The following is a 25,512-nucleotide window of genomic DNA, read 5'->3' as shown; positions in this document are numbered from 1 at the left end:
TAAACTAATGGCGCATTCTTGTCAGTACATTAAGTTATCCTCATTGTAATAACTCTATTGTATTTTTTTATTTATACCGTATTTTTTTACTGTCTTTGCATTATAATATCATCTTTATCTCTCGTTGTCAACCTCTATAACTGCAAGATAATACTTTTTTAATAATTCGAGATATAGTAAAGAATAATATATTGACACAGTATCGAAATACCAATATAATGTAAGTTACACTAACAATACAAAAACATATTACTTATATGTAGCAGACGGGAGTTATTTGAAAATTATGGAAACCAAGTTACCAAAAATAAGTGAAAAAGAGAAAGAAATAATGTCTATTTTTTGGCATACTGGCAAATCTATGACTTCTTCCGCTATTGCTGAAAGCGGTAACGGATTAAGTATTAATACAGTTCAAGCAGCTATGAGAAACTTATTAAAAAAGGGGTATATAAAGGTTGATGATATTGTATATAGCGGAACTGTTCTTACAAGAAGCTATATCCCTATAATAAGTGCTGAACAATATGCCGCATACCAATTGCAAACTATGCGTGCAAATACTCTTAACTTTTCAACGTTAAATTTTATAGATCATATTGTAAAAAATGATGATACTACCATATTAGATGAATTAGAGGATATTATTAAACGCAAAAAGGAACTGGAGGACGATTAATATGTCATTCTCTCTGATTTTAACAAATAGTATGTTTTGTAGTCTTGCATCTCTACTAATATTGCCTCTTCTAAAGCGGCCAGAAATCTTATATTTTAAAAAAGGAATTCCAATCTGGACGATTACACTTTTAATTATTGGAAAGATGCTCATACCTTTTGAATTCCCTTTCACATATACACTAGCCTCAAAAAATATACTGCCTACTATCAACATGATAGGTAGTATAGACTTGATAAAAAGTATTCGTGTCGGTAGTATCCTAGTATATATTTGGATATCCATTTCAGCACTACTATTTATATTCATTATTATTAAAGATTTCAAATTAATTCATTTATTATCTATGATACCTGATACAGATAATAAAGAAATTCTTTACAAACTTCTAAACATTTGTAATCAAAAGCAAATAAAGCATAAACCTAAGGTCATTCAGTTAGATATTAACAATGGACCATTCGTTGCTGGGTTATGTAATCTTACGATTGTATTACCAACAAAATTAACCGAAAATGAAACAAATTTTATTCTTCTACATGAGCTGGAACATTGCAAGCAACATCACAACTTAATAAAAGCTTTTACAGAATTAGTAACCATCATTTACTGGTGGAATCCAATAGTTTGGTTACTACATAGAGCAATAATTAGGGCCTTAGAGACACACGCTGATACTAATGTATTACGAAATCTAAATTTAAAATCAAGCTTATGCTATTTAGAAACTCTACTAAATGTATCAAAAAGAATGCATAAAAATGAAAGCACTAATTTAGTCCTTCCATTTTCTTTAAAAGACAATATGATAGAGTACCGTATAAACATGGCATTAAAATACAAATATACTAATAAAGAAAAAAGAATTTCATTTTACTATCTTATACCACTTGTTATATCATTATGTTTTCTCATAATTTCTTTTTCATTCACTTTTGAGCCATATAATGTAAGTGCCAGAAAAATTTCAGGCACATTTACGATTCAACCTGATAATGATTACTTTGTATTACGACAAGATAAATTATATGACCTATACTTAAATGGAAAGTACGTTGCTACAATTACTAGTATTCCAGAAGATTTAAGAAACATTAACATACATAAATAAAACTGTGTGCTTTAGTTGTAAGAATTACTTAAATATAATCTAAGAAAGGAGGTATGCTTATATGAAAAAAATAGTTACATTTTATTTTATATTGTTTATATGTGTTACGATATCATCAACCATAGGTATAGATGCATTTGCATATGCCCCAGCATATGAGATAAAAACTGAAAATTATTCACCACTTTCTGATATAATAGAATGGCGATACAAAACCATCAATGGAAAACTATACAAGAGACAATATAATTGTACCAAAGATCGCTGGATAGGAAACTGGCAGTTAATTCCCTAAATAAATTTCTTTTATATAATTCATATAATCTTGATCCCTTAGCTTTTTCAGAATATATCTGATCATTCCGCTGAACTGGTAATAAATCATTTATCTCCTGCACCTTGGTGTGAACATTATATGATACTTATACATCTATTTGGTGTGCAAGTAACAGTTTGTCTTATTGGTTATTAAAACACTTATCCGATATAATTGATTTAATAAACATCATTATATTGGAGAGATGTATTTTTATTAAGATTTAGCCACCCACTTAATGGATGGCTTATACCTGAAACACTCTGTGAGCTTTACGAGTTCTACACCTCTAAACTACAAAAATAATAGCTAGAAGCCGCTTTTTTTATATAATAAATATAGATTTTGAACAAGGCTTTTTTTTAACCGAATTATTAATGCTCATCTTTGTTACTTGACGCCATAAATACCAATTTATACGCTCTGACTACCCCATATTCTTCGTTAAAAAGCTAAAAAACGAGCCTCCTCTGCGTACATTCACCCAACGCACTCACTTTATAATTTCTACAGTCATCTTATTCTCCCGCCACCATAATATCTAATTTCTTAATTTTGTCCTCATTGAGAGTGAAATGAAAGTCCAGCGGAACGGGACTACCATCAAAATCACCAGAAATAATAGCAGTCACAACTGTTTCACCACTTTTCTCTATACAATTTATGATTTCAGTCATAACATTCGCCGACCTGTTTGCTTCAAGAATATATTTACTGACTGCTTTGGGTCCATAGTATGTTTTTCCCTCATCAATCATAATTACATCCTCCGCAAAACAGCCTGAAAGAAGACCCTCATCAAAAATATCCGAAGCATAATAAAAGGCTGCTACCGGCTGCGGCAACGGAATTGCCCTGCTGTTAGAGGAAATAACATTGCAAAGCCGGGCAATTTTATCCCCATCCATGGAAAAATGAAAATCAAGAAACAATGGGTCCGGCAGACCAGCCTTATTGTAATCACCATCACATTTAGCAGTTACAACAATCTCTTTTGCAACTTGAACGGCATTAATAACTTCCAGCCTTAGATGTACACCAAAATATTCCCGTTCACACCACTCTTTAATGGCTGGTTTCCCATGATATTCATTTCCCGCATCCATTACGACAGCATGCTCTGCAAATATGGAAAGAAAGGTCTCAGGGTCGTCCGTGTTTGTTGCCTGAAAATGCATCTCAACAGCTTTAGGTAATTTATTTTTATAGTTTGTCATATTCATCTTTCTCCTTTATATGGTTCGAACAATTCCGCCATCAATGGTATGCTCCGCTCCCACTATGTAAGAGGCGCGGTCTGAAACAAGAAAAGCAACCAGTTCTGCGATTTCCTCCGGACGTGCGGTGCGCTGTTGTAATCACTGTGGCCCCAGCTTTCGTAAGACGGTTCACAATGGCCTCCCCCATTCCGCCCTTCGTACCACTGGTTACAAGAACACGCTTTCCCTGAAATTCCTTGGGATCCATCCATATAGGGTTGAACTGTTTCATTAATAGTCCTCCTTCTTGCAGTTTATAGATGCCTTTACACTCTTCCATTATATAAAATATAACCTGACAGCATCGTGTCAGGTTATATTTTATAATGTAAAGTAATTTTAATTCATTCAGAAGCGTATCACTTATATGATGTGGGCTTACCACTTCTGCATCGGCACCAAAGGAAAGGACATAGCGAATCAACCATCATGCTCAGGCAGCCAGGTTATAACTGTAAACGAGCCATCTGGATTTTTAGTAATATTTTTTTATTCGGACTCTTCATATATCCGATAAGTTAATCACTACTCCATTTTATATCATTCTTTTGCAGGGTAAATAGTATCCAAACGTAAAGGTGTTATTACCATCTTCCTTAACATTTGCATATCTGTCAAACGAATAATATTCCATTGAAATTCCTACAATGGAGTAATCTGGAACATACCCATTTGCTCTCATTATCTTCTCTGTTTTAATATGAGCTCCTTTTTCCAGATTGGATGTATTACCTTGTATCCAACCTACTCCCATCAGACAATCAGGGATATCACGATAAGAAAATCCATCTGGAACTGTAGCATTAGGGGTCGCAAATATACCAGCAATATAAACAAACTCTTTTGTCTGCTGATTATACTCACCCATCCACCCAATGGTATCTCCCAATGGAGATACTCGTTCTTGCAAAGATTGAAGAAAATCGTTTGTTCCATCGTTTAACATCTTTTTCCATAGATCTGGAACAGGATTTTTCTTTCCGACGATTACTTCTTTCCCTATAAATCTTACTGCATGAAATTTTACTGCTTCAAAGGAAATTTTGCTTGCCATATATACCCCCCACACATTCATCTTATTTTCTTTCTTATTACTGCTTTTCATCCATTCACTTTTTTGTATTTTGTAAAAATTTAAATATTTCAATTGTTTCTTCTGTCGCCTTTTGATTCTTTTGTTGCTGCCAAAAAGCCACAAACAAAAGTTCAATACACTGCATCATAAGCAGTAGTGCTTCCTTTTCATCTCTTTCTAACACAGTAATGCTTTCGTATCCATTAAGGAACTGACTAACAAATATAAGCCACTCATTCTCAACTGAAGTAAGGTCTTTCTGACCTAATAATTGTCCCACCAGAATATATGCTATGTCAAATAAACGAGCATCTTGCTTGCCCAGATCAAAATCCAGTACTCCTGTCAATGTTGCTCCTTCAAATAGCAAATTACCATAATGCAAATCACGATGAATCTGCTGTTTCGGCAGTTGGGGGTAAATGCTGCATAGTGCATCTATAGGCTTCATCCATTCTTCTTTTGTCAAGAGAGTGCTTGCGGAGAGTCCATCACTAATCCAGCCTCTTAGTTCCTTATCTAAAAAATTCTTGTCTGCCTGCACATCGGTTATTTTTATAAGTGCACAGTGTATTTTTGCAATAATAATTCCTGTTTGATAAGCAATATCTATATAGTTTTGCTAAAATACCTCACCTATATGAAAACCGCCTAGTTTCTCCATTAAAAGATAACAGCCCTCTTGAGCAGTTAGATAATTTCTACCATCCTTTAGCAATAGGATTTGAGATACAGGGACTCCCTCTGCGCGCAATGCTGAGGAAAACCTTACATTACGCTGTGCATTGACATCTGCTTTCACTAACTTTAAGATATATTTTCCTGCGATTTCCCATGTTGTTGGTGTAGTTGCAACCGGCTCTCCTTGAATATTCCAATACGTTCTGATATCTAAGGGCATAAATATACTCCTTTAAAGTTTATAAACAGTTTTTCACGTAGTCTAAGTCAGACCTCACTGCTTCTCTTATCTGTTTCTAACCATTAATTTCATTATAACCCTATTAACCACAATTTGGCAATCATCTCAATAGGCGTTGGGAAATTAATACGCTCAAACCAGGTATCATGAGCTTGCCTGTCACAAATTTAAAGTATACTCCTGTTAATACGCCGAAAAGCGCTGATAATCCGCTATTACAGAGCAAATACACATTTGATAAACTATGAATATTAGAAGGAGGTAATTGAGATGAAGAGAGTATTCATAAAAGTGATTTGTTTTGCAGTGAGTCTATTTATGGTAATAGGAGCATTTGTATGTGGTCCAATCAAAACCGTTAGCGCAATGGAAACATCTCCAAAGAAGAAAATTCTTATGGTGATTGCACCTAAGGACTTTGAAGATTGTGAAGTGGTTGAACCTACGGCTATTTTAAAGGCTAACGGAGCAGAGGTAACAATAGCAAGTACAACCATGGATCCAGCGATTGGTATTAATAGATTTAGGGTAACACCAGATATCAAAATTAGTGATGCTAACGCTGATGACTACGATGCCATCGTTTTACCAGGAGGAACGGGTGTTATCAGTCATATATGGGATAACGAAGAATTGAGAACACTGCTTCAGCAATTTAATTCTCAAAACAAAATAGTAGCAGCTATGTGTGCAGCCCCCCCTGCTCTCGCTAAAGCGGGAATATTAAAGGATAAAACAGTTACCATGTTCCCTTGGGACGATGGAATAAAGGAGCTTACCACAAGAGGGGCTACATATGTGAATGAAGAGACTGTTACTGACGGAAATATCGTAACAGGCAAAAATCCAGCTGCATCGAAAAGTTTTGGTCTTGCCATCTGTAACGCTTTGAACATTAGAAAGTTTTCTAAAAACATACTTATTGTGGTAGCTCCAAAAGATTTTGAAGATGTAGAGTACTACACTCCTAAAACGCTGCTTGAGATAAACGGAGCTAATGTGACGGTAGCAAGTACTAATTCAACAGCAATTGGGTTAAATGGATCTACTTGTAACACTGATATTTTAATATCCGATGCAAAAGCAAAGGATTATGATGGAATCGTTATCGTTGGCGGTACAGGAGTAATCAATAGCCTGTGGAATGATACAGATCTCAGAAACCTACTAAAGGATGCAGATAAGGAAAACAAGATGATAGCAGCAATATGTGCGGCACCGCCAATTCTGGCAAGAGCCGGTCTTCTCAAAAATAAAAAAGCAACCATGTTCCCCTGGAGTAATGGTATTAAGGAATTAACCAACCATGATGCTACATACGTTGATCAAGAGGTTGTTGTATCCGGTAATATTGTAACAGGAAGAAATCCAGATGCTTCTGTGGCTTTCGGATTAAAGCTCTGTGAAGAGTTAAAAATACTTGGTCATTAATACAGAATTCTATATTTTTTTCCTGAGCAGTGATATAATTAAGAATATCATTGCTCAGGAGGTGCCGTATGAGTACGTATTTTACATTAGGAAGGAACTTTTATCCAGGCTTTCAGTTTCCAATCTGTCATACAAGTGAAAATTGTTTCTCAGATGGCGCAATTAAGCGAGAGTATTATAAAATGATTTTTGTTATCTCTGGTACTGGATTACTTACTCTTAATAGTCATACGCAAATCCTTGTAGCTCCATCGGCCCTTTGTCTGAATGAAACAGATACATTTTCTTTGGAATCAGAAGTATCCCTTCAGTGTAACGTTATTATTTTTCATCCACAAATCATTAATCAACATTTCGATTTTCCTGTACTTAAAGCAACCAATAATCAGCTATCTGTTAATGAAATACAAGACCTATATTGGTTAAATCCGTTTTTAAGAAAAACAAATGAATTTACAGGTCTGTTGCACCTTGGTCTCAGCAATGCACAAAGGATCCGTAACATTATAGAAAACATTAAAAATGCCTTAGACATTCAGATGGATAAAGATTGGCCCTGTCGAAGCAGAACCTATCTAATTGAAATGCTTTTTTTGTTGCCAAGACTGCTAATTATTGAGGAGACCATTGTAAGCATGGAACTTCATAAAGACCCTGGCGAAATCAAAGAGATCATTCTGTATTTGTACACAAATTATATGAATAAAATAACCATACAGGAGCTTACGGATAAATTCCATATGAATAGAACTTCCTTAACAGAACGATTTCGTGAAATCACAGGTTATCCAGTCATGGATTATCTTATTAGACTAAGACTGTATTTAGCGTCGAAAATGCTCAAAGAAACTCTATTACCTATTTCTGAGATCATTGAGAGGGTGGGCTTTTCTGATATTACACACTTTGGGCGGATGTTCAAAAAGAACTTCGGCTACTCTCCTTCAGAATTCAGGGCGATCCATTGCACCATGCTGTAACATATCAATTACAATATTCTACGCCCCGCTTTTATTATTTTAGTTGTCTCCCTATATTTCAAGATAATTTTATTTAACTCATTTTCAATCGTATCACGTATATGTTGTGGACTTACCACTTCGGCATCGGCTCCAAAAGAAAGGAGATAGCGTATCAGCCATTCATTTTCAGGCAGACGGGTAATGATTGTAAAGGAGCCATCCTTATTTTTAGTTATATCTTTCTCTTCGAATTCATCATATACCCGGTAGGCACCATCAGCACATATTTTTAAGCATATTTCTATCCATTTGGGGTCATTTAGTGTTTGACTGCCACTTGGTAATGATTCCAGCATTTTTTCGATGAAAACTTCCTGTGTCATTTGGACGTCTGACATTCTTACTATTTTAAACATTCTTATTGCATTTCGAGTCAGGCAGAAGGCTTGCAAATACCAGGCATTTATTTTAAAAATCAGCTTCATTGGTTCAACTCTTCGTATCGTTTTCTCACCAGATGAGCCAAAATAATTGAATTCAATCAATCTATGACTTAGAATTGCATCCTTTATTAGCTTAAATTGACTTATCCCTTTATCATCACTGCCCCAGGGGCTTAAATCCACCTCAATCCAATTGGTTCTATTCTTATTAAAAAGATTACTTAGTTTAGCAAGAACTTTATCCGACTCTGGGGCTTGTGTTATTGACAGGCTTTGCAGCGCAAATAATATCTCATTTTGCTCTCGTTCCGATAGAACTGATTTATCCAGAACGTAATTATCCAGCAATGAAATTCCGCCACCCTTTCCCTGGAGGGCGTAAATTGGGATTCCTGCCGAAGACAGTGTATCAATATCGCGATAAATGGTTCTGACAGATACCTCAAAATATTCTGCCAGCTCACTGGCAGTCGTAAGCTTTTTGTTCAGCAAAAGATATATAATTTCAAAAAGTCTGTTTATCTGCATGATTTCTTCTCCAATCTTATTCTATTATAGAATAAGAACATGACAGCAGTGTGTCAAGTGATTGAATGAAGTTTGAGTATCATATTTTAATGTTCTACTACCCCAAAATCATCCACATAGACATATGATGTACCAGGCATCTTGTAAGCATACACCGTTGCACTGGTGGCACCTGTTCCGGTCTTAAAAGGAATGCTTACCATTGTCCAGGTTGTACTGGCAGATGTAGCGGATACATCCGTTCCACCAAAACCACTGACACCAATCTGAATCTGCTCCCCTGGGTCTGCCTTAACCCAGGCAGTACATATATAGCTGGTATCAGGATTTAGACCCGTAAGTACCTGCTTGATACCATCTTCTCCAGTGCCCAGTCTAACACTCTTAGAACAGCTCCTTGATATAGATACACTTGCAGCAGTACGTGAATGTGTTGTTATCCAGGGTGAGATAATCCCTTTTTCAAAATCAGATTGCCGTACTTTATTATCATAAAGTACGCTGACATTCTCAAAAACCGGGGCTGGAGGTGAAGCAAAATTATGCCCGGCAGTCCAATCCGGTCCGCCATACTCATAGGCTCCAATATCCGGTGCCGAACCAACATAACCATTGGTGATTCCAGGTATTAAAGCCCCTGCATTTATAGCCGGAGAAGCAGCCTGCAGCCTGAAATTATGTGCTGTGGGATTCACAAATAACGGGTTGGTTCCTGAGGTAATATTATTTTTCTCTATATGAGTACCAGGCAATGTAAAGGCCGTTGTAAAAATATTATTGAAAATTCTGTCACCGTACATATCTGTTTGAAAATCACTTCCCCAATATCCTATATTTCCGTTACCGTAAGTCGTATTGTTATAGATCATGTTAAAATTACTGGGCGTATTCAACCTTATCCCAGTATAGTTTCCCCATACAACATTGTGATGTACAATATACCCCTTACTCCCATTATCCAGATAGATGCCAGTGCCGGAATAATTCTTTGCCAGATTATCATGTACGAAATTATGGTCAATCACTGTCCCATTCCCATCCCAGCCAAACTCATAGATGATTCCGCAGTCGTTTGTCAGCTTACCTGCATTGTATAGATTGTTATACTGTATACGACTATTTTGGGTAGGCATAAATATAAGATGACGCCCGGCGTTATATACCGTATTATGACTGATTAGATGGTTAGCCCCCAGTAGATAGATTGCCGGCATTTCTGCTGCCGAATAATCTGCTTCGTGCATAAGATTATTAATTACCTTATTTCCCGTTCCCTGAATACTGATTAAATTACCGGAGCTGTAGGTCAGAGTACTGTTTCTAAGCTCATTATTGGTACCAGACATAAATATCCCTGTACTGTATTGGTTTGAAACATCGGAATCATGGCTGATGTATTCCGCAGTCATATCAGAAACTTTACAGTAATTAGAAGCAGACATTTTAATACTGGAAGCAAAGATATTAATTCCGGTAATATTTATGTAGGAGCAGGAGCTTAAATCAAAAGCATAAGTCCGCTTTTTTGCTTCCACTGTCAAAGTGTTCGGATTAACTCCACCAGGTGCCCATAAATAAAGCCTGCTGGTACCATTGTCATAATACCATTCTCCTGAGCTGTCAAGATCTTTCAGATCGCCGATAATATAATAGCTGTTACCAGCTTTAGCTGCAATATCCATTTTATCAAAGGTAATCGAGCCGGCATTTGAGCTTGTGATGGTACTTTTATAGGATTTGTAGCCTGTTCCCGGAACACACCAAACCGTTTTGCCAACCCAGTAGCCTGCTGCCTGAATTAAATCTCCATCATTGATGGTTGTGGCAGAACCTGAATCAACTGCTGCAAGCGTTGAATTTAAGGGATCAAGCGTTGCTGAATTGGGCCATCTGGCTTCTAATTGCATTTGCTTATTAACAAATATCTGATTTTTTGTTCCAAGGGAATCAGTCATGGTTGCATAATAGATGGATCCGGAGTGTTTTACCCAGTCAGTGACTGGATCTGCACCAGATACTGTTACCGTCTCTCCTGTATAAGCCTTAAAGGCTATGGGATTTGCAGAAGTTCCGGAGGTATCAAGTGTTACTGTTTCCCGGTATGTACCACCTCGTATGATACAGGTATCTCCGGCTTCCATGATATCAGCTGCCTTTTGTATGGTCTTCCACGGATTTGATACTGTACCGGTTCCAGTTTTGTCATTTCCCGTGGTAGAAACATAATATACGGAAGCCGCCTTTGCAGTTTCCCCATACCAATTAAAAACAAATAAATGAATCAACAGAATTACAACTAAATACATGCCGCCTTTTTTCTTGTTCACAATTTTTCCTCCGAAATGAATTCTATTTTCAAATACGGCTTCTGCGCATGGATTTAAGTTCACTGCTGGATATGTTGTGATTTAAGGTCAATACGTAGATATAAGCCATAATCATTTAATCGGCTTACATCAGTTTACATATTAATAGGAATAAGAATCATTACAAATTGGAATAATTGTATCTAATCAGCAAGTTTTTTGTAACAAACAGCAAATCCGTAATTCTTCAAAAAGCTTCTCCTTGCTCTATCCTCAAATATTTCTTGATAGCAAAAATAGCATCATTGCTGATAACATGTTCCATTTTGCAGGCATCTGCGCTTGCAATCAATTCATCCACATGGCAGCACGTAATTAAAAATTGTCTTATAATCTGATACTTATTTGTTATAATCTCTCCTTGTTTTCGGCCTTCCTCCGTAAGCTGGATTTCACCACCCAAAGGCTTGATCACCAGTCCTTCTTCTTGCAATTCAGTGACAGCGCTATGAACGCTAGGTTTCGTAACTCCTAAATATACCGCAATGTCAATGGAGCGTACTAGTTTACTTTTTTTAGAAAGCTTATATATAGCCTTTAAATAATCCTCCCTTGAAGGACTAAGTTTTTTCTCCAAATGATGACTCTTATTTTGTTTCACATCTACCCCTCCATACTGAATTTCAACATTATGTGTATAGTTGCCATACGCTTTGATTAAAGTAAAATTTTTAACTTTTAATACTTTTTATTCTCGTTATCTTCTTGTTGATTGATGAACGGATCGATTTCTGGAAATTTTATAAAATCATATGGATAAAACGGAACACGGAAGCATTGAATAAAAGAACCAAAAAATGATTGAAACATTCTTTTTTCACCCTTTAATTTTTGCTGATACTCCCGTTCTCTGGCCTTACTATTATCAGTGACATGATGATTAATTATTTTCTTTTTAATGTTAGTGCCTCCTAACTACAATGCGCAAAATGTGTATGGTTGCCATACACTTATGCAAAATTTTTATTTCATCATATTTTCATCAAAGTTTTCTATCCTGTCTATCAAGGCTGACAAAAAATTCGACAAAAATTGTATTTCTGACTCAGTCGCATTTTGCAGCTCATCTTCCACCATGCTGTCTATAATATCATGATAATGCATGTGAATTTTATGGGCCTTTTCCCCTTTTTCCGTTAGACTCAGTAAATACCTGGATAAATTCAATTCATCAACTTCCTTTTTAACCAGAGCCTTTCTCTCCAGCTTTTTGAGAATTTCGGAAACAGCTCCCTTTGTTACACCCAGAATATCAGCCAGGCCCCCCACATGAATGGATGAATGCTCGGCGATTGCCTTTATTACATGAATTTCAGAGTGAAAAATCGGAACATCCGTTCCGTAATATCGCGTCTTTTTATCTAGCTCCATAAGAGCAAACGCCAAATCTAATGATTCATTTGCAATTTTATGATTGTTATTTTTACTTTTTTCCATACCAACAGTATATGGTTGCTATACACTTTTGTCAAGTCACTATTTTGCTATATTTTGCAAATGCAAGTTTAAATTCTTCACCGAAAGAGCGATCAGATGATTTCATCGCAATCAAAATTACTCCCACCAATGCTTTATTTCTGCGATGCCAACGTCCCATACTTTAGCGTTTCCCGTTACAATAATTTTAAAATCTTCTATATCTGTGTCAATAAACGTCTTCACTCTCCACACATTTTTATCTTCGTCTTTATCACTAAATTGGATCAGTTCTTCTCCATTAACCATAATCATGACCGACCCTTTATATTCTTCTCCGTCGGGAATACCACAATTGGCATAGAACCACAAACTTTTCTTATTCAGAATAAATTGATACTCCTTACTTATCCCATCCTTACTGCTGAATAAATTTAATGCAGGCTTTATTTTTTCGCCTTGCACCGTAAAAGTTGAAAGACCTTCGGATTCTGGTGCGGTTGTACTTATCTCGTTTATTGCTTCGACACGTCCTATTCTTTCATTCACATGCACACCATAATCAATTGTTTCAGAAACAGTCATAATCCCAATAAATAGTATAAAAATAGAGATAGCCGAAGCAACTAGCTTTTTAAAGGTAATCTCTGAGGAAAACCCTACTTTATAAGCAACACAACCTATAATCGCCCCCAAAGTATTGGATATAATATCCATAACATCAAATGTGCCCAGGAACGTTAAAGACTGCATCACTTCCAAAAAGGCGATCACTAATATAAATAATGGGATAAACGTTCTAAAACGGATTCGATACAGCAACGGAAATATAATTCCAAAAGGAATAAAAGCAGCAATGTTTCCAAAATCGTACAGCCATGACATCGTTAGTTCCGGAAACCTTAGGGGGATCCCTTCTGGGATAAACAGAAACGTATATTGATTATAACTGCTTTTCGGATCCAATCTATGAAACCCAAAGAACATGAAGTACAAAATTAAAGCTGAGTATACTATCGTTCCTGCTAGTATACTCCTGCGTAATCTAATATTGATAACCTTAGAATTATCCGATAAAACCTTTTTGCCATCTGGTATTTCTTTTTGTTTGCTTTCCATTCCTAGCACCTCCATTCGAAGATTATCATATTTTTTTACCTCTTCTATCTACGATAGAAAAGTATCTGCTTCATCTTTGAATGTAAAACAATAAGCAATACCTCTTTACTGATTCTCATGGAGAACTCTCATCTCACACCAGGAATACGTATTTTGAATCGCTGGAAAGCTCCTTGGAATAAGTAAAACCCAGCTCCTTAAAATCCTTAAGACCATTTAAGTCAGAAATATTATTCTCTGCCATGAACCGCACCATACCACCGCGAGCCATCTTCGATATTGTTCCCTTCTGCTTTACTTTTCCCTCCACCAATTCACCAAACTCAATCGTAATAAACCGATCCTTTGGTGTGATATATTTCTCGATGCATTGTGAGTATTCCCTGGAAGCTAAGTTAAGGATAATCCTGTCATCGTCCATTAGGCTATGATACAACCGGTCTCCCCAGAAATCATACAAATCCTTACAATCATTCACGGAAAGCTTTGCCTGCATTTCCAGTCGATATGGGGTTACCCCATCAAATGGCCTCAGTACTCCATAGAAGCCTGACAGTATCCGCAAATGATCTGATAAGTACGAAAGTGCTCTGCTTGTAAGCACCTTCGGAGCCATATGCTGATACTGCAAGCCCTCATATGCTATTACCGCCGGTGTCAGTCTATGAACCAAAGTCATATCTTTGTAGCGCTTATGGTTTAATTCTGCTAATTTATCATTGCATTTCCACAATTTTTTCCCCTCTGATAAGGACATGGACTTCATTTCATGCATCAATATTTTAGCATCATTAATAAATCCGGGCATTCCGGTGATCTCAATGGAATCCGTATCCTCATTCATCTTCTTTGCCGGAGAAATTATTATCTTCATATCCTATAACTGCTCCAGCATTTGTGCCGGATTCTCCTCTGCCTTCACTTTACCAAAGGCTTTTACAATTACCCCATCTTCATCAATGAGATATGTGGTTCGAACCACTCCCATGCTAACCTTACCATAGTTCATTTTTTCCTGCCAGACATCATATGCCTTAATACAGGTAAGCTCCGTATCAGAAAGCAATGTAAATGGCAGCCCATACTTTTCCTCAAATCTTTTATGAGATGCTACGCTGTCTTTGCTCACCCCAAGAACCACAGCTCCCTTTTCCTGAAACTGAGGATACAGCTCTCCAAAGCTGCAGGCCTGCTTGGTACAGCCCGGAGTATTGTCCTTTGGATAGAAATATAAAATGACCTTCTTCCCCTTGTACTCCTCTAACGTACGCATCACTCCATTCTGATCCGGCAATGAAAATGCTGGTGCTTTTGTTCCTGTCTCTATCATAATCTGACCTCCTGATTCTTATGTTAAGTATAAAATACTTCTATATCACTATGCCATCGCAGTGGTCCACTTCATGTTGTATGATCTGTGCAATCCATCCGGAAAACTTCTGGCACTGTTTATTGAAATTTATATCCTGAAACTCCACCTCGATATCCTTATATCTGGTGGTCTTGCGAACTCCAGTTAAAGAAAGACAGCCTTCTTCTGTCTCGTACGCACCAGACTTCTTTACAATCACTGGATTAATCATGGCAATATTGGCAAACCCCATACTCACTGCTATGACCCTCTTCCTGACACCAATCATATTAGCCGCCATTCCTACACAGCCTGCTTCATTCGCTTTTAAAGTATCAAGCAAATCCTGAACCACCTGCTTGTCCGCTTCCGTTGCCGGTTCTGACTTCTGATTCAGGAAAATGACATCCTTCATTACTGATCTAATCATTACAGACCTTCTTTCATTTGTTCAAAATAGTTATGCACTTTTTGCTTCGGTACTCGGCTTCGACCAACTTTCTCCTGGCATAAAAAGATATTATTTCACTACACCGTAGTACATTCTCACATACAAATTATAACACATTCAAAGATTAAAAAAAACTTCATTATTGATTTGAATCTATGTTTGAAAATAAAGTACTGCCTAAAATGAGTATTAAAAATCCCCAAACCGCTGATACCTGGTTTGGGGATTTAATGAGTCGAATAACAGAACGCCAAGAATGTCTATCGGCTGCTATTTCTAATTCGTATGCCCGATTTTTATAGGGAACTATACGGTACCGCCGGGTTCATAGCCAAATACCTTTACTCCTGCATCATATACCGGAATATATGGGGTTTTTACGGTATTTCCGGAAGTAACTCCAGAAAGGTCCTTATAGGAGAAATCATTGGCATTGTTCCAGGTCACTGCGCCTGGTGCTGCAATCCGAAACTGTACTTCTTTTCTGTAAGCAGATTGTCCGCCGGGATAAATCTTGGTACCGGTAAAATCTGCACTTACATAATAGATGTTGGCTGCTTCATTCCAGGGCAGTAATTTGGATACCACAGCTCCGTTATTGTAATTGGTCGTTACCGTAAAATCAGAAGCTTTATATCCCAACTTTGCCGCTTCGGAAATATCGATGAAGTATTTAAAGGACAGCTTATCTCCCATTTTAGCAGGCCAGCCGGAACGGTTGTTTAGTAGTGCCTTTATTTCAATAAAATTACTACCAGAGGCATTGATTCCAGCTTCAACAAAGAACTCATCATTGGTTACCGGCTCGATTGCTTTAAAATCAGCAATGGGCGTTCCGCCGTACTTGCCATATAATTTAGCAAGGGCACCTACAAATCCTGCATTGTAATCGCAGGCAATTTCATTATTTACATAATTACCGATATCATCGGTGTAGCTGTCATCTCTTCCGGGACCGCCAACTAAAGCACCGTAGATGGTATGTCTGTGATAATTGGGAACGGATTGACTGTCAGCCCAGGAACTGTGAGCCGTTCTGTGATGAGGTCTCTTCGGAGGATTCTCACCGAAGCCAACCACAAAACTGTGTCCTGCGCTGCCCAGTGCATAATCCACCTGCTGCTTTGCAAAGGTGTTATAAGTAGAAACCTTGGAAGCGGTACAGCCGGACCAGTCTGCATAAACACTTGCTAAGAAGGCTGTGGTGGTTGCATAACGCAAAGCTCCCCAGGAATCCAGCCAGGCAAGACCTTTTGGTGTATAGGAGATGCGGTCTCCGTTATAGCCGGTGCTCCAGTAATCCAAATGCATTTCTGTTGCTGTCTTATAGATTGCTTTGTTTGTTATTCTGGCAAGAAGGATAGCTGTACCATAATGTACATCATCCCAGTTATGAGCCCATTTGTATGCAATGGCATTCGACTGTCCCTGCGTTCCCCAGTTTCCCACATAAGATTCAGCTTTATTCAGATAAGTAGCTTCACCTGTTGCAAGATACAGCCAGGTACCTGCCCAGCTAAGCTCATCATAAAAGCCGCTGAAGGAAGTATAAAAACCATTGGCTGCAGTATAACCTGCATCACTCTTTGTGCTGTCTGCAAAAGCAAAGAGCTCTTTGGCATGACGGATACATTCTGCGGCATAAGCCGGGTTACTCTCTGCAAATACAGCACCTGCGGCTGCTAAAGCTGCGGCTGACCCAGCGACTACGGAAGAACCTGGCCTTGATAAATCTACCTTAAAGGATGGGCGTACCATCTGCATAACCTCGGCAGGTCCCCACCAGGAATGGTCAATATTGCCATCACCTACCTGGTAGTAGAATACATTGGCTGATGGATGGCATTTTATCAGATAGTCGGTTGCCCACTTAATTTCCTCCAGTAGATAATCAAGCTGACCGCTCTGTTTTAAGGCGTCCCTTGATTCATAGACACTCCATGCTAACATAGCAGCCGTGTAGGCCAGCGGCAGATTGAATTTCGGATGATCACCTGCATCGTACCAACCGCCGGTCAGATCGATTCCGGCGTCTGCTCCGTCAGTCAGACCGGAATCCCCTCTCCAGTTATTCCGGATGGTTTTTGGAAGTTTCCCTGAGCGCTGGAATTCATAAAACATGATTGCCTTTTGTAAAGCTTCTCCGTAATTATAATTCGACTGCGCTTTTACAGAATTTGCTGATTCAAGCCCTGTTAAGTCGGGATTTCCACCCATATTTTCATGTTCCTTAGTAAAAGTTTTTCCTGAAGAATTAACATTCATTTTTATTTCCTCCTTTAGATTTTAACATTTAGTTAGGATATAACTGAATTAATATGTTGCCGGCGATTTATATTTGTTCCAGTTATAAACTATATAAAGAAATAAAAAGTTATTTTGTAAACCAATTTATAGTCATTATTAAATACCTTTATTTTTTCACCGAATGAAACAATCAAAAAAACGAAGCTGTCGCAATATTTTGCAACAACTTCATCTCAAGTAAATTCACCCTCATTATAAACATTTTTTATATGAAGAGAGATAGTAGACTTATCTCTATGAAATAATTCGGCCATCTGATTTAAACAGAAAGTATCGATTGCTTTGATTCTTATGACTTGATAATCATTGGGATACGCGTATATACTGATCAAGTGCTTTCATCAGTTGATACAAGATGCTTGGTATATGGTTCAAGCATAGACATAAGTTGCTCTGTAATTTCCTGTACATTGCAAGGCATGGAATGATTAATCCACCATTCCAATACTCCAATGAACCCGGAAGCCAAAAAATGAGAGGCGACACCATTGGAGAATGCTTTATTTTCTGACTTTCCCCCCATAACCTGGGTTACGGTTTGCTCAATTAAGGAATATAAGCGGCTACGGAAAAATCCAAATTTCTCATTATTAAGAAGCAACTTGTAAATTGTGAAATTTTCTTCTATATATTCAAATATACTTTGCAATGCACTTGCACTTAGAGTGGAATCCGTACTATTGGCACAATGATTTAGCAGCAACTCAACATATTTTTCAATGCACTTGTCCAGTAAGTCGAATTTATCTACGTAATGCAGATAAACAGTCCCACGGTTTATATCTGCGCGTTCTGCTATATCATTAATGGTTATTTTCTCAAATCCCTTTTCGGCCAACAAGTCGATGAAGGTATCCATAATTAACTGCCTTGTTTTCTTTATTCTTCTATCCACATGGTTCTCCTCCCTATAATCAACAAATTAGCGTAATGTGTTGAGTTATCAACAGTTGGAACAATTGTAACTATTGAAATTCTCACCACCAATCAGTATACTCAGAATATCAAACAGATGTCGAAAAGTCAACACATGATTATTATGGAGGGATTTTTATGAAAATACTATTCTTTGGGCGCGGTGTCATTGGAACCCAATATGCCTGGGCGTTTGAAAAAGCTGGCCACACCGTTGAGTTCTATGTTCGTGAAGGCAGGAAGGCACAATACGGTTCTTATGTAAATCTAGAACTATGGGATGCAAGGCAAAGTAAAAAAGACCGGATGGTCAAAGAAAAATGGCCGATTGTCATGCTGGAAGAGATAAAGGAAAATCACGACTACGACCTCATTTTTATGAGTGTCAACCCCGAACAGATATCCAGTGCGGTGAAGTACCTGGCACCACGCACAGGAAACGCAACAGTTCTTTTTTTCAGCAACTTCTGGCAAGACCCTAAATTGGCTGTTCAGCCGCTTCCGCCCGGTCAAATCGTTTATGGCTTTCCCGGTGCAGGCGGCGGTTTTGAAGGAAACACTCTTTACGGGGGGCTTTACAAGACGGTTCAATTTGGAACATTGGAATCCGAGCCTACCAATAGGGATTTAGAGGTTCGCAAGCTTTTTGCTCAGACAGGCTTTAAGGTGATGGTTCAAAAAGATGTAAAAAGCTGGCTCTGGAATCACTTCGCATTAAACGCTGCAATGGAAACCGAAGTATTAAAAAGCGGAAGTTTTAAGGAGGTGATTTCTTCGCGCGAAGCACTCGAAGGAATAGGCCGGAACATGAAAGAAATGATTCCTGTTTTAAAAGCAAGGGGCTCAAAACTTGATGTTATGGCAAAGGTGTTGAGTGGTCTGCCGCCGAGAATTGTTGGACTTCTTATGAGTCACGTTGTGTTCTCTCCAAAAGGCATATCCTATTCACTTGTTGCGCATAACCATTTTAAAGTTGGCTATGCCGTACAGGAAGTTATTACAGATGCCAGAAAGTACGGAATAAAAACACCACGGCTTAGCGAAGTAGAAAGCTTGATTACGAATTGACTCCAGCCTTTTGTATTCCAGCAATTGGTCGGAGCGACATGCTGGGTTTGTCTGCGGTCTTAATTCCATACCTATCCGATTGAACACCGCATCTCAAGAGAGGAACAAAGTGATGTGATTGAGTGGATAAAAGAGCATAGCTTATAAAACCCTGTAGCAAAAAGTCCTGAAAACGAGAGCAAACGCCAAATCCAAAGATTCATACGACTTTGGAAAGAAAAATCAAAAATCTTATACGACAAATAAACGCAGTTTCCGCCGGTAAATATCGGCAGTGACTGCGTTCATTACTTCCTTCATATATTTAATAAACCTTTTTCTATTTAACCCTGCTGTTTCACAGTCAATATACTGACTTTTTCTCCATCTGTCAATGGTTTACTGCTTTGCAAAACAACCAGGTCACCAGTTGAAAGTCCATTTGCCACTTCAATATAAGCATTCTTTTTCTTTCCCAGTGTGACAGGTGTTTTCACAACGCTGCTCTCAGATACCCGATAAACATATTCCCCTGAATCATCGGACTGAACGGACTTTGCCGGAATATAGACTGAATTCTCCCCCTTATTGCCAACAAGTCTGATATCCGCCATGAGTCCGATTGCGTTGTTTGTACTTTCCTCTCCCAGAGAGACCGTCACAAGAAACATTCCGGTACTGGAATCACTGACTGCAGAAATATCGTTTATACTGCCCTTTAAATTTTCCCCAAGCGTCTGAAGATTTACTTCTACTTCTGTTCCGATTTTAATCTGGTCTATATCCATGTCAGCCACCTTGATCTTAACTTTTTTACCGCTGTCATCAATAACAGTGGCCGCTTTTATCTGGGGAGAAACCGTCTGACCTGCTTCCACACTTATTTTTGTCACCAGACCTTTGATAGGGGATACTACCATACAGTCATCGTATCTTTTCTGGGCAATATTAAGAGCTGCTACAGCACTTTCAAGCTGAGCCTTTGCCACCTCACAGCTTGTGGTCTGACTGTTCTGAGCTGCCTGCAGCTGAACCTGGGCCACATCCATCTGGGCCTTAGCCGCCTCATAATCTGCCTGGGATACATCACCGCTTTCATAAAGCACTTTAATCCGGTTAAAATTGTCACTTGCCGTGGTGAAGCTGATCTGGGCAGGCTTTACCACTGTGTTTAACTGATTTGCCTTTTGTGCACTGTCATAAGTAGCCTGGGCTGCCTGGCGGCCTGCCTTTGCCTGCTCTAACTGCAGGCTGGCATCCTGATTGTCTATCTGAAATAAGGGAGCACCTGCTTCTACATGATCGCCTTCCTTGGCTAAGATATTGGTCACCTTACCGCTTGCAACGGGAATAATATCAACGCTGCTTAATGCCTCTACCGTTCCCTGCCATACCATGGCGGATAAATCTTTTCCTTCTTTCGCTGCAGCAACCGTTACTTCTGTCTGTTTTCCAGCTCCCGCACAGCCAAAAAGAGCCGACGAAAGTATTGTTGTTACCATTAAAACTGCTGCTATCTTCTTCATCCGTTTTCTCCTTCTCAGACTATTATTTTAAATGAACTTTCACAGAAGCATTCATTCCAAAAACAAGAGGAAGATTCTGCTGATTTTCAATCGCTACCTTAATCGGTATCAGCTGTGTTACCTTTGTATAGTCTCCACTGGTGGTAAAACTGGTTCCTCCTGAAAAATAGGTCTGGGTTGCGGGATCGATCTCAATTACCTGCCCCTTAAACAGTTTTCCTGGATAGGCATCCAGTTTAATATCCACTTTCTGTCCCAGCTTTATTTTCATGATATCTGTCTCTTCCACGTTTACCCCGATATAAAGATCGGAGGTATCCGCCACAACTGCCAGTTCTGTACCCATGGCAACTGCCTGATTGGCAGCTCCCTCATTTTTCACTACGGTTCCGGTTATTGGTGATGTAATATAAGGAAGGGTTTCCTGACGTCCTAGCACCTGGTCCTGTTCCACCAGATCTCCATTTTCTACTTCCCAGGATAAAAGCTTTCCATTTGCTACGGCTTTTACCGAATACAGCTTTGCTGTTACTCTGGCATTGTCCGTTTTAAAATAGTTCGTGCTCACATAATAGAAATATCCTGCGGTGGCTGCTCCCAAAAAAATAACTGCCAGCAAAAGGGGAATGAGTACTTTTTTCAGTTTCCCCGTTCCCTTGCTGATCTCCTGATCTTCAATATTGATGTGTTCGTTTTCCTGCATATCATTATCCTCCGCTATGATTGTTCTGCAAACTGGCTGTGATAGAGATCGGAATAGAATCCTTTCTTTTCAAGCAATGTTTCGTGATTACCCTGTTCAATGATATCGCCATCCTTCATGACCAGAATCATATCCGCGTCCCGGATAGTAGAAAGACGATGGGCGATGACAAAGCTGGTTCTGTTTTTCATTAACTTATCCATGGCTTTTTGTATAAAGACCTCGGTCCTTGTATCAATGGAACTGGTTGCTTCATCAAGAATCAGGATTTTGGGATCTGCCAGAATGGTTCTTGCAATTGTTAACAGCTGTTTCTGTCCCTGGGATAAATTACTGGATTCTTCATTAATCACCATATGGTAACCTCCCGGCAGAGTTCGTATAAATTCATCGCAATGAGCCGCTTTTGCCGCCGCTATCACCTCTTCATCCGTCTTATCAAAATTACCGTAGCGGATGTTATCCATAACCGTGGCGTTATAAAGCCAGGTATCCTGAAGCACCATGCCGAACATAGCACGTAAATCCCTTCTTGTAAATGTAAGACTATCATGCCCATCAATCAGAATCTGTCCGGAATTAAGCTCATAAAAACGCATCAGAAGCTTGACTATGGTAGTTTTTCCAGCTCCTGTAGGACCTACAATCGCAACCATCTGTCCTGCCTCCACGTTGGAAGAAAAATGATTGATAATCATGGTATCTGGCTGATAACCAAAACAGACATTTTTAAATTCCACATTTCCATGAACCTCAGTCAATACAATGGGACTTTCTGTCTCCCTGACTTCATCCTCTTCATCTAAGAATTCAAATACACGCTCTGCTGCCGCAGCTGTTGACTGCAGGGTATTGGAAACGTTGGCGATCTGAGAAATTGGCTGCATGAATGATCTCATGTACTGGATAAATGCCTGAACGTCACCGATCTCAATCGCCTTTTTCACCGTTAAATATCCTCCTAACAGACAAACACATACAAATCCGAGGTTGCCCACGAAAGACATAATTGGCATCATCATTCCGGATAAAAACTGGGATTTCCACGCAGATCCATAGAGTTTATCGTTGATCAGCTGGAATTTTTCAATGGCTTCTTTCTCACCGTTAAAAATCTGCACGACGTTGTGACCTGCATATATTTCTTCAATGTGACCGTTTAAGTTCCCCAGACTTTTCTGCTGCTGGGTGAAATATTTCTGTGACTTTTTCACTACTGTGGCGATTAAGCCCATGGAAACAAGCAGAACGAAAACTGCCACCAGAGTCATTCGTATGCTGATGGAAAGCATCATAGCTATAATACCGATTAAGGTGGTCACCGATGTAATCATCTGGGTCAGACTCTGATTTAATGTCTGACTTACCGTATCCACATCGTTGGTAATTCTTGAAAGTATCTCCCCGTGAGTTCTGGTATCATAATAATTTAACGGAAGGCGGTTCATCTTCTCCGATATGTTTTTTCTCAGTTCATAGGTGATCTTCATACTCACCCCTGACATAATGTAACTTTGCAGATAGGAAAAGATAGCCGATACAAGATACAGGACAACTAAAAGCAGAAGCCGGTTTCTAATATAGCGAAAATCCGTTAGCAATCCAGTTCCCATGGCCCATGCCATCAAGCCTTCAAAAAGCTTGGTGGTGGCTTTTCCTAATACCTTCGGTCCAACAATGGAAAATACAGAGGAACAGCATGCAAACAAGATTACAACAATGACAGAAATTTTATAATGCTTTAAATAACCGGCAAGGTGGAGCATGGTGCCTTTAAAATTCTTAGCTTTTTCAGACTTCTGTCCAAGTCCGCCGCCCCGACCGATCGGTCCGCCTGAGGATTTTTCTTCACTCATTTCAGTTCCTCCTCACTCAGCTGTGACAGCGCGATTTCCCGGTATATTTCACAGGCTTTCATCAGTTCCTGGTGAGTCCCTCTTCCGGCAATTTTGCCCTGATCCAAAACAATAATCTGATCCGCATTCATGATGGTGCTGATTCTCTGGGCTACTAAAATGGTAACGCTGTCTTTTGTCTTATCTTTCAGCGCAGCACGAAGCTTTGCATCTGTCTTAAAATCCAGAGCGGAGAAGCTATCATCAAATACATTGACCGGTGCTTTTTTAACCAGTGCCCTTGCAATGGAAAGACGCTGCTTCTGACCGCCCGATACGTTCTGACCTCCCTGAGCAATCTCTGTCAAAAAGCCCTCCGGCTTGGAATCGATGAATTCTTCCGCCTGAGCCGTTTTGGCGGCTTCCTCCACTACTTCTTTGCCAGCCTCTCTGTCACCATATTTTAAATTGCTCTCAATTGTACCGGAAAATAAGATTCCCTTCTGAGGCACAAAACCAATCATATCTCTCAGCTTTTTTAACGTCCATTTTCTGATATCAATACCATCAATTAAGATTTCTCCCTCCGTCACATCGTAAAAACGGGGCAGCAAATTGACCAGTGTGCTTTTTCCGCTTCCGGTCGCGCCGATAAAAGCTGTTGTTTGTCCCGGCAGTGCCGTAAACGTAATATCGTGAAGAACCGCTTCATCGGCATCGGGGTAGCGAAAGGACACTCCCCGGTATTCCACGGTTCCTTTTGGCGACTCTGAAATGACAGCAGCTTTTTCAGGTTCTTTAATGGTTGACTCCGTAGTCAGTATCTCAACCACTCTCTTTATGGATACAATGGCTCTTGGAATCATGATAAACATCATTGCCATCATCAAAAAGGCCATAATAATCTGCATGGCATACTGCATATATGCCATCATATCTCCTACTTCCATTTTAAAGCTGGATACTGCTTTTGATCCCACCCAGACAATTAATAAATTAGTCAGATTCATGATAAGCATCATGGCAGGCATCATACCGGATGTAATCCTGTTGACAAATAAATTTGTTTCTGTCAGTCTGGCATTCACCTTATCAAACCGCTTTTCCTCGAATCTCTGAGTATTAAATGCACGAATGACCAGAGTTCCGTCAAGGCTTTCCCTGACTACAAGGTTTAACCGGTCGATTAACTTTTGCACATACTGGAATCTGGGCATAACCACCATCATCATGGAAATAATCATTACTAACAGCAATCCCACGGATAAGGCGATAATCCACGACATGGATTTATCCTTTTCCAGGGCATGAATGACCCCGCCGACTCCAAGAATGGGCGCATAAAACACGATTCGGACCAGCATAACAATCAGCTGCTGGATCTGGGTAATATCATTCGTGGTTCTGGTTATTAATGAGGAAGTGGAATACTTCTCCATCTCCGCACTGGAAAAGCTCTCAATTCTTGTAAATACATCCTGCCGTAGATTCCGGCAGATACCCGCTGCCATTCTCGCACCGATCAATCCCACAATTACGGTGCAGAACGCGCTTAAAAAGGCAATCCCCATCATTTGAACTCCGGCTTTGACTATGTACATCGTGTCTCCCGATGTGATACCTTTGTTTACGATATCAGACATATAATCTGGAAGCGATAAATCACAAGCAGCCTGCCCGAACAGCAGCAGCATGACCGCTGCTAAAGATATCAAATGGGGTTTGAAATATCTGAAAAATACATTCAAGT

The 25,512-nt window shown here is 39.1% G+C and carries 25 protein-coding genes; 6 read left to right on the top strand and 19 right to left on the bottom strand.

Annotated elements, in window-relative coordinates; all coding sequences use genetic code 11:
- Window positions 1–286 precede the first annotated feature (286 nt).
- The 3 genes from OW255_RS06795 to OW255_RS06785 all read left to right on the top strand — a co-directional run bounded on the left by OW255_RS06795 (window position 287) and on the right by OW255_RS06785 (window position 2,085).
- Entirely contained in the window at window positions 287–679 is a 393-nt protein-coding gene (locus OW255_RS06795; RefSeq protein WP_024836681.1) for a BlaI/MecI/CopY family transcriptional regulator, read from the top strand.
- Between the two features lies 1 nt (window position 680).
- A complete protein-coding gene (locus OW255_RS06790; protein WP_268116098.1) occupies window positions 681–1,790 on the top strand; it encodes a M56 family metallopeptidase in 1,110 nt (369 codons plus the stop codon).
- Window positions 1,791–1,851: 61 nt separating this feature from the next.
- Complete coding sequence (locus OW255_RS06785) at window positions 1,852–2,085, top strand: hypothetical protein (protein ID WP_024836683.1); 234 nt, start codon at window positions 1,852–1,854, stop codon at window positions 2,083–2,085.
- 539 nt (window positions 2,086–2,624) lie between these two features.
- Here OW255_RS06785 and OW255_RS06780 read toward each other — a convergent pair.
- The 5 genes from OW255_RS06780 to OW255_RS06760 form a co-directional block, all read right to left on the bottom strand.
- Entirely contained in the window at window positions 2,625–3,323 is a 699-nt protein-coding gene (locus tag OW255_RS06780) for a nuclear transport factor 2 family protein (protein ID WP_268116097.1), read from the bottom strand.
- Between the two features lie 15 nt (window positions 3,324–3,338).
- Window positions 3,339–3,425, bottom strand: a complete 87-nt coding sequence (locus OW255_RS21060; protein WP_268116580.1) for a hypothetical protein — start codon at window positions 3,423–3,425, stop codon at window positions 3,339–3,341.
- A gap of 475 nt (window positions 3,426–3,900) precedes the next feature.
- Complete coding sequence (locus OW255_RS06770; protein ID WP_024836685.1) at window positions 3,901–4,419, bottom strand: transcriptional regulator; 519 nt, start codon at window positions 4,417–4,419, stop codon at window positions 3,901–3,903.
- Window positions 4,420–4,474: 55 nt separating this feature from the next.
- Entirely contained in the window at window positions 4,475–4,984 is a 510-nt protein-coding gene (locus tag OW255_RS06765) for a phosphotransferase enzyme family protein (protein WP_326498146.1), read from the bottom strand.
- 78 nt (window positions 4,985–5,062) lie between these two features.
- The gene (locus OW255_RS06760) at window positions 5,063–5,341 is read right to left on the bottom strand and encodes an aminoglycoside phosphotransferase/kinase family protein (RefSeq protein WP_268116094.1); all 279 of its coding nucleotides are present in this window, start codon (window positions 5,339–5,341) and stop codon (window positions 5,063–5,065) included.
- A 291-nt stretch (window positions 5,342–5,632) separates the two neighbouring features.
- On the opposite strand from OW255_RS06760, the gene OW255_RS06755 reads away from it, so the two are divergent.
- Together OW255_RS06755 and OW255_RS06750 are read left to right on the top strand one after the other, a co-directional pair.
- Window positions 5,633–6,793 carry a DJ-1/PfpI family protein gene (locus OW255_RS06755; RefSeq protein WP_268116093.1) on the top strand — a complete coding sequence of 387 codons (1,161 nt, stop codon included), beginning with the start codon at window positions 5,633–5,635 and terminating at the stop codon, window positions 6,791–6,793.
- 68 nt (window positions 6,794–6,861) lie between these two features.
- Window positions 6,862–7,773 carry an AraC family transcriptional regulator gene (locus OW255_RS06750; protein WP_268116091.1) on the top strand — a complete coding sequence of 304 codons (912 nt, stop codon included), beginning with the start codon at window positions 6,862–6,864 and terminating at the stop codon, window positions 7,771–7,773.
- A gap of 8 nt (window positions 7,774–7,781) precedes the next feature.
- Here the strand turns inward: OW255_RS06750 and OW255_RS06745 are convergent, their stop codons facing one another.
- The 10 genes from OW255_RS06745 to OW255_RS06695 all read right to left on the bottom strand — a co-directional run bounded on the left by OW255_RS06745 (window position 7,782) and on the right by OW255_RS06695 (window position 18,631).
- Window positions 7,782–8,726 (bottom strand): helix-turn-helix transcriptional regulator, encoded by a 945-nt coding sequence (locus OW255_RS06745; protein ID WP_268116090.1) that lies wholly within the window; start codon window positions 8,724–8,726, stop codon window positions 7,782–7,784.
- A gap of 86 nt (window positions 8,727–8,812) precedes the next feature.
- Entirely contained in the window at window positions 8,813–11,053 is a 2,241-nt protein-coding gene (locus OW255_RS06740) for a right-handed parallel beta-helix repeat-containing protein (protein ID WP_268116088.1), read from the bottom strand.
- 226 nt (window positions 11,054–11,279) lie between these two features.
- A complete protein-coding gene (locus tag OW255_RS06735; protein ID WP_268116087.1) occupies window positions 11,280–11,693 on the bottom strand; it encodes a metal-dependent transcriptional regulator in 414 nt (137 codons plus the stop codon).
- 362 nt (window positions 11,694–12,055) lie between these two features.
- A complete protein-coding gene (locus OW255_RS06730) occupies window positions 12,056–12,529 on the bottom strand; it encodes a MarR family winged helix-turn-helix transcriptional regulator (protein WP_024836692.1) in 474 nt (157 codons plus the stop codon).
- A gap of 117 nt (window positions 12,530–12,646) precedes the next feature.
- On the bottom strand, window positions 12,647–13,627 hold the full coding sequence (locus OW255_RS06725; RefSeq protein WP_268116086.1) for a VanZ family protein: 981 nt from the start codon (window positions 13,625–13,627) through the stop codon (window positions 12,647–12,649).
- A gap of 133 nt (window positions 13,628–13,760) precedes the next feature.
- Window positions 13,761–14,501, bottom strand: coding sequence for a peroxide stress protein YaaA (gene yaaA, locus OW255_RS06720; RefSeq protein ID WP_268116084.1), 741 nt, complete (start codon window positions 14,499–14,501; stop codon window positions 13,761–13,763).
- 3 nt (window positions 14,502–14,504) lie between these two features.
- Complete coding sequence (gene bcp, locus OW255_RS06715) at window positions 14,505–14,957, bottom strand: thioredoxin-dependent thiol peroxidase (RefSeq protein ID WP_268116083.1); 453 nt, start codon at window positions 14,955–14,957, stop codon at window positions 14,505–14,507.
- A gap of 40 nt (window positions 14,958–14,997) precedes the next feature.
- Window positions 14,998–15,408 (bottom strand): peptide deformylase, encoded by a 411-nt coding sequence (locus OW255_RS06710; RefSeq protein ID WP_268116082.1) that lies wholly within the window; start codon window positions 15,406–15,408, stop codon window positions 14,998–15,000.
- A 327-nt stretch (window positions 15,409–15,735) separates the two neighbouring features.
- Window positions 15,736–17,694 (bottom strand): glycoside hydrolase family 9 protein, encoded by a 1,959-nt coding sequence (locus tag OW255_RS06705; protein WP_081752318.1) that lies wholly within the window; start codon window positions 17,692–17,694, stop codon window positions 15,736–15,738.
- Window positions 17,695–18,064: 370 nt separating this feature from the next.
- Window positions 18,065–18,631: a TetR/AcrR family transcriptional regulator gene (locus OW255_RS06695; protein WP_024836697.1), complete on the bottom strand. Its 567-nt coding sequence runs from the start codon at window positions 18,629–18,631 to the stop codon at window positions 18,065–18,067.
- A 158-nt stretch (window positions 18,632–18,789) separates the two neighbouring features.
- Here OW255_RS06695 and OW255_RS06690 point away from each other — a divergent pair, with 158 nt between their 5' ends.
- On the top strand, window positions 18,790–19,719 hold the full coding sequence (locus OW255_RS06690; RefSeq protein ID WP_024836698.1) for a ketopantoate reductase family protein: 930 nt from the start codon (window positions 18,790–18,792) through the stop codon (window positions 19,717–19,719).
- A gap of 323 nt (window positions 19,720–20,042) precedes the next feature.
- On the opposite strand, the gene OW255_RS06685 is transcribed toward OW255_RS06690, so the two are convergent.
- Genes OW255_RS06685 through OW255_RS06670 form a run of 4 tightly spaced genes read right to left on the bottom strand, consistent with a single transcriptional unit; the run spans window position 20,043 to window position 25,510 of the window.
- Window positions 20,043–21,224, bottom strand: a complete 1,182-nt coding sequence (locus OW255_RS06685) for an efflux RND transporter periplasmic adaptor subunit (RefSeq protein WP_024836699.1) — start codon at window positions 21,222–21,224, stop codon at window positions 20,043–20,045.
- A gap of 22 nt (window positions 21,225–21,246) precedes the next feature.
- The gene (locus tag OW255_RS06680; RefSeq protein ID WP_024836700.1) at window positions 21,247–21,927 is read right to left on the bottom strand and encodes an efflux RND transporter periplasmic adaptor subunit; all 681 of its coding nucleotides are present in this window, start codon (window positions 21,925–21,927) and stop codon (window positions 21,247–21,249) included.
- A gap of 14 nt (window positions 21,928–21,941) precedes the next feature.
- A complete protein-coding gene (locus tag OW255_RS06675) occupies window positions 21,942–23,783 on the bottom strand; it encodes an ABC transporter ATP-binding protein (RefSeq protein ID WP_024836701.1) in 1,842 nt (613 codons plus the stop codon).
- Complete coding sequence (locus OW255_RS06670; protein WP_331485813.1) at window positions 23,780–25,510, bottom strand: ABC transporter ATP-binding protein; 1,731 nt, start codon at window positions 25,508–25,510, stop codon at window positions 23,780–23,782. The genes OW255_RS06675 and OW255_RS06670 overlap by 4 nt, the downstream gene beginning before the upstream one ends.
- Window positions 25,511–25,512 lie beyond the last annotated feature (2 nt).

Origin of the sequence: Lacrimispora xylanolytica, from assembly GCF_026723765.1 — a bacterium.
Classification (GTDB): domain Bacteria; phylum Bacillota; class Clostridia; order Lachnospirales; family Lachnospiraceae; genus Lacrimispora; species Lacrimispora xylanolytica.
Note: the sequence above shows the minus strand (reverse complement) of the source record. Positions and strands in the feature narration are given on the sequence as shown.

Bases quoted from the DNA above. Each gene is read 5' to 3' on its own strand.
- bcp (WP_268116083.1), bottom strand. From the start codon at position 14,957: ATGATAGAGACAGGAACAAAAGCACCAGCATTTTCATTGCCGGATCAG.
- OW255_RS06780 (WP_268116097.1), bottom strand. From the start codon at position 3,323: ATGACAAACTATAAAAATAAATTACCTAAAGCTGTTGAGATGCATTTT.
- OW255_RS06710 (WP_268116082.1), bottom strand. From the start codon at position 15,408: ATGATTAGATCAGTAATGAAGGATGTCATTTTCCTGAATCAGAAGTCA.
- OW255_RS06795 (WP_024836681.1), top strand. From the start codon at position 287: ATGGAAACCAAGTTACCAAAAATAAGTGAAAAAGAGAAAGAAATAATG.
- OW255_RS06790 (WP_268116098.1), top strand. From the start codon at position 681: ATGTCATTCTCTCTGATTTTAACAAATAGTATGTTTTGTAGTCTTGCA.
- yaaA (WP_268116084.1), bottom strand. From the start codon at position 14,501: ATGAAGATAATAATTTCTCCGGCAAAGAAGATGAATGAGGATACGGAT.
- OW255_RS06785 (WP_024836683.1), top strand. From the start codon at position 1,852: ATGAAAAAAATAGTTACATTTTATTTTATATTGTTTATATGTGTTACG.
- OW255_RS06745 (WP_268116090.1), bottom strand. From the start codon at position 8,726: ATGCAGATAAACAGACTTTTTGAAATTATATATCTTTTGCTGAACAAA.
- OW255_RS06725 (WP_268116086.1), bottom strand. From the start codon at position 13,627: ATGGAAAGCAAACAAAAAGAAATACCAGATGGCAAAAAGGTTTTATCG.
- OW255_RS06685 (WP_024836699.1), bottom strand. From the start codon at position 21,224: ATGAAGAAGATAGCAGCAGTTTTAATGGTAACAACAATACTTTCGTCG.
- OW255_RS06675 (WP_024836701.1), bottom strand. From the start codon at position 23,783: ATGAGTGAAGAAAAATCCTCAGGCGGACCGATCGGTCGGGGCGGCGGA.
- OW255_RS06705 (WP_081752318.1), bottom strand. From the start codon at position 17,694: ATGAATGTTAATTCTTCAGGAAAAACTTTTACTAAGGAACATGAAAAT.
- OW255_RS06770 (WP_024836685.1), bottom strand. From the start codon at position 4,419: ATGGCAAGCAAAATTTCCTTTGAAGCAGTAAAATTTCATGCAGTAAGA.
- OW255_RS06755 (WP_268116093.1), top strand. From the start codon at position 5,633: ATGAAGAGAGTATTCATAAAAGTGATTTGTTTTGCAGTGAGTCTATTT.
- OW255_RS06730 (WP_024836692.1), bottom strand. From the start codon at position 12,529: ATGGAAAAAAGTAAAAATAACAATCATAAAATTGCAAATGAATCATTA.
- OW255_RS06750 (WP_268116091.1), top strand. From the start codon at position 6,862: ATGAGTACGTATTTTACATTAGGAAGGAACTTTTATCCAGGCTTTCAG.
- OW255_RS06760 (WP_268116094.1), bottom strand. From the start codon at position 5,341: ATGCCCTTAGATATCAGAACGTATTGGAATATTCAAGGAGAGCCGGTT.
- OW255_RS06680 (WP_024836700.1), bottom strand. From the start codon at position 21,927: ATGCAGGAAAACGAACACATCAATATTGAAGATCAGGAGATCAGCAAG.
- OW255_RS06690 (WP_024836698.1), top strand. From the start codon at position 18,790: ATGAAAATACTATTCTTTGGGCGCGGTGTCATTGGAACCCAATATGCC.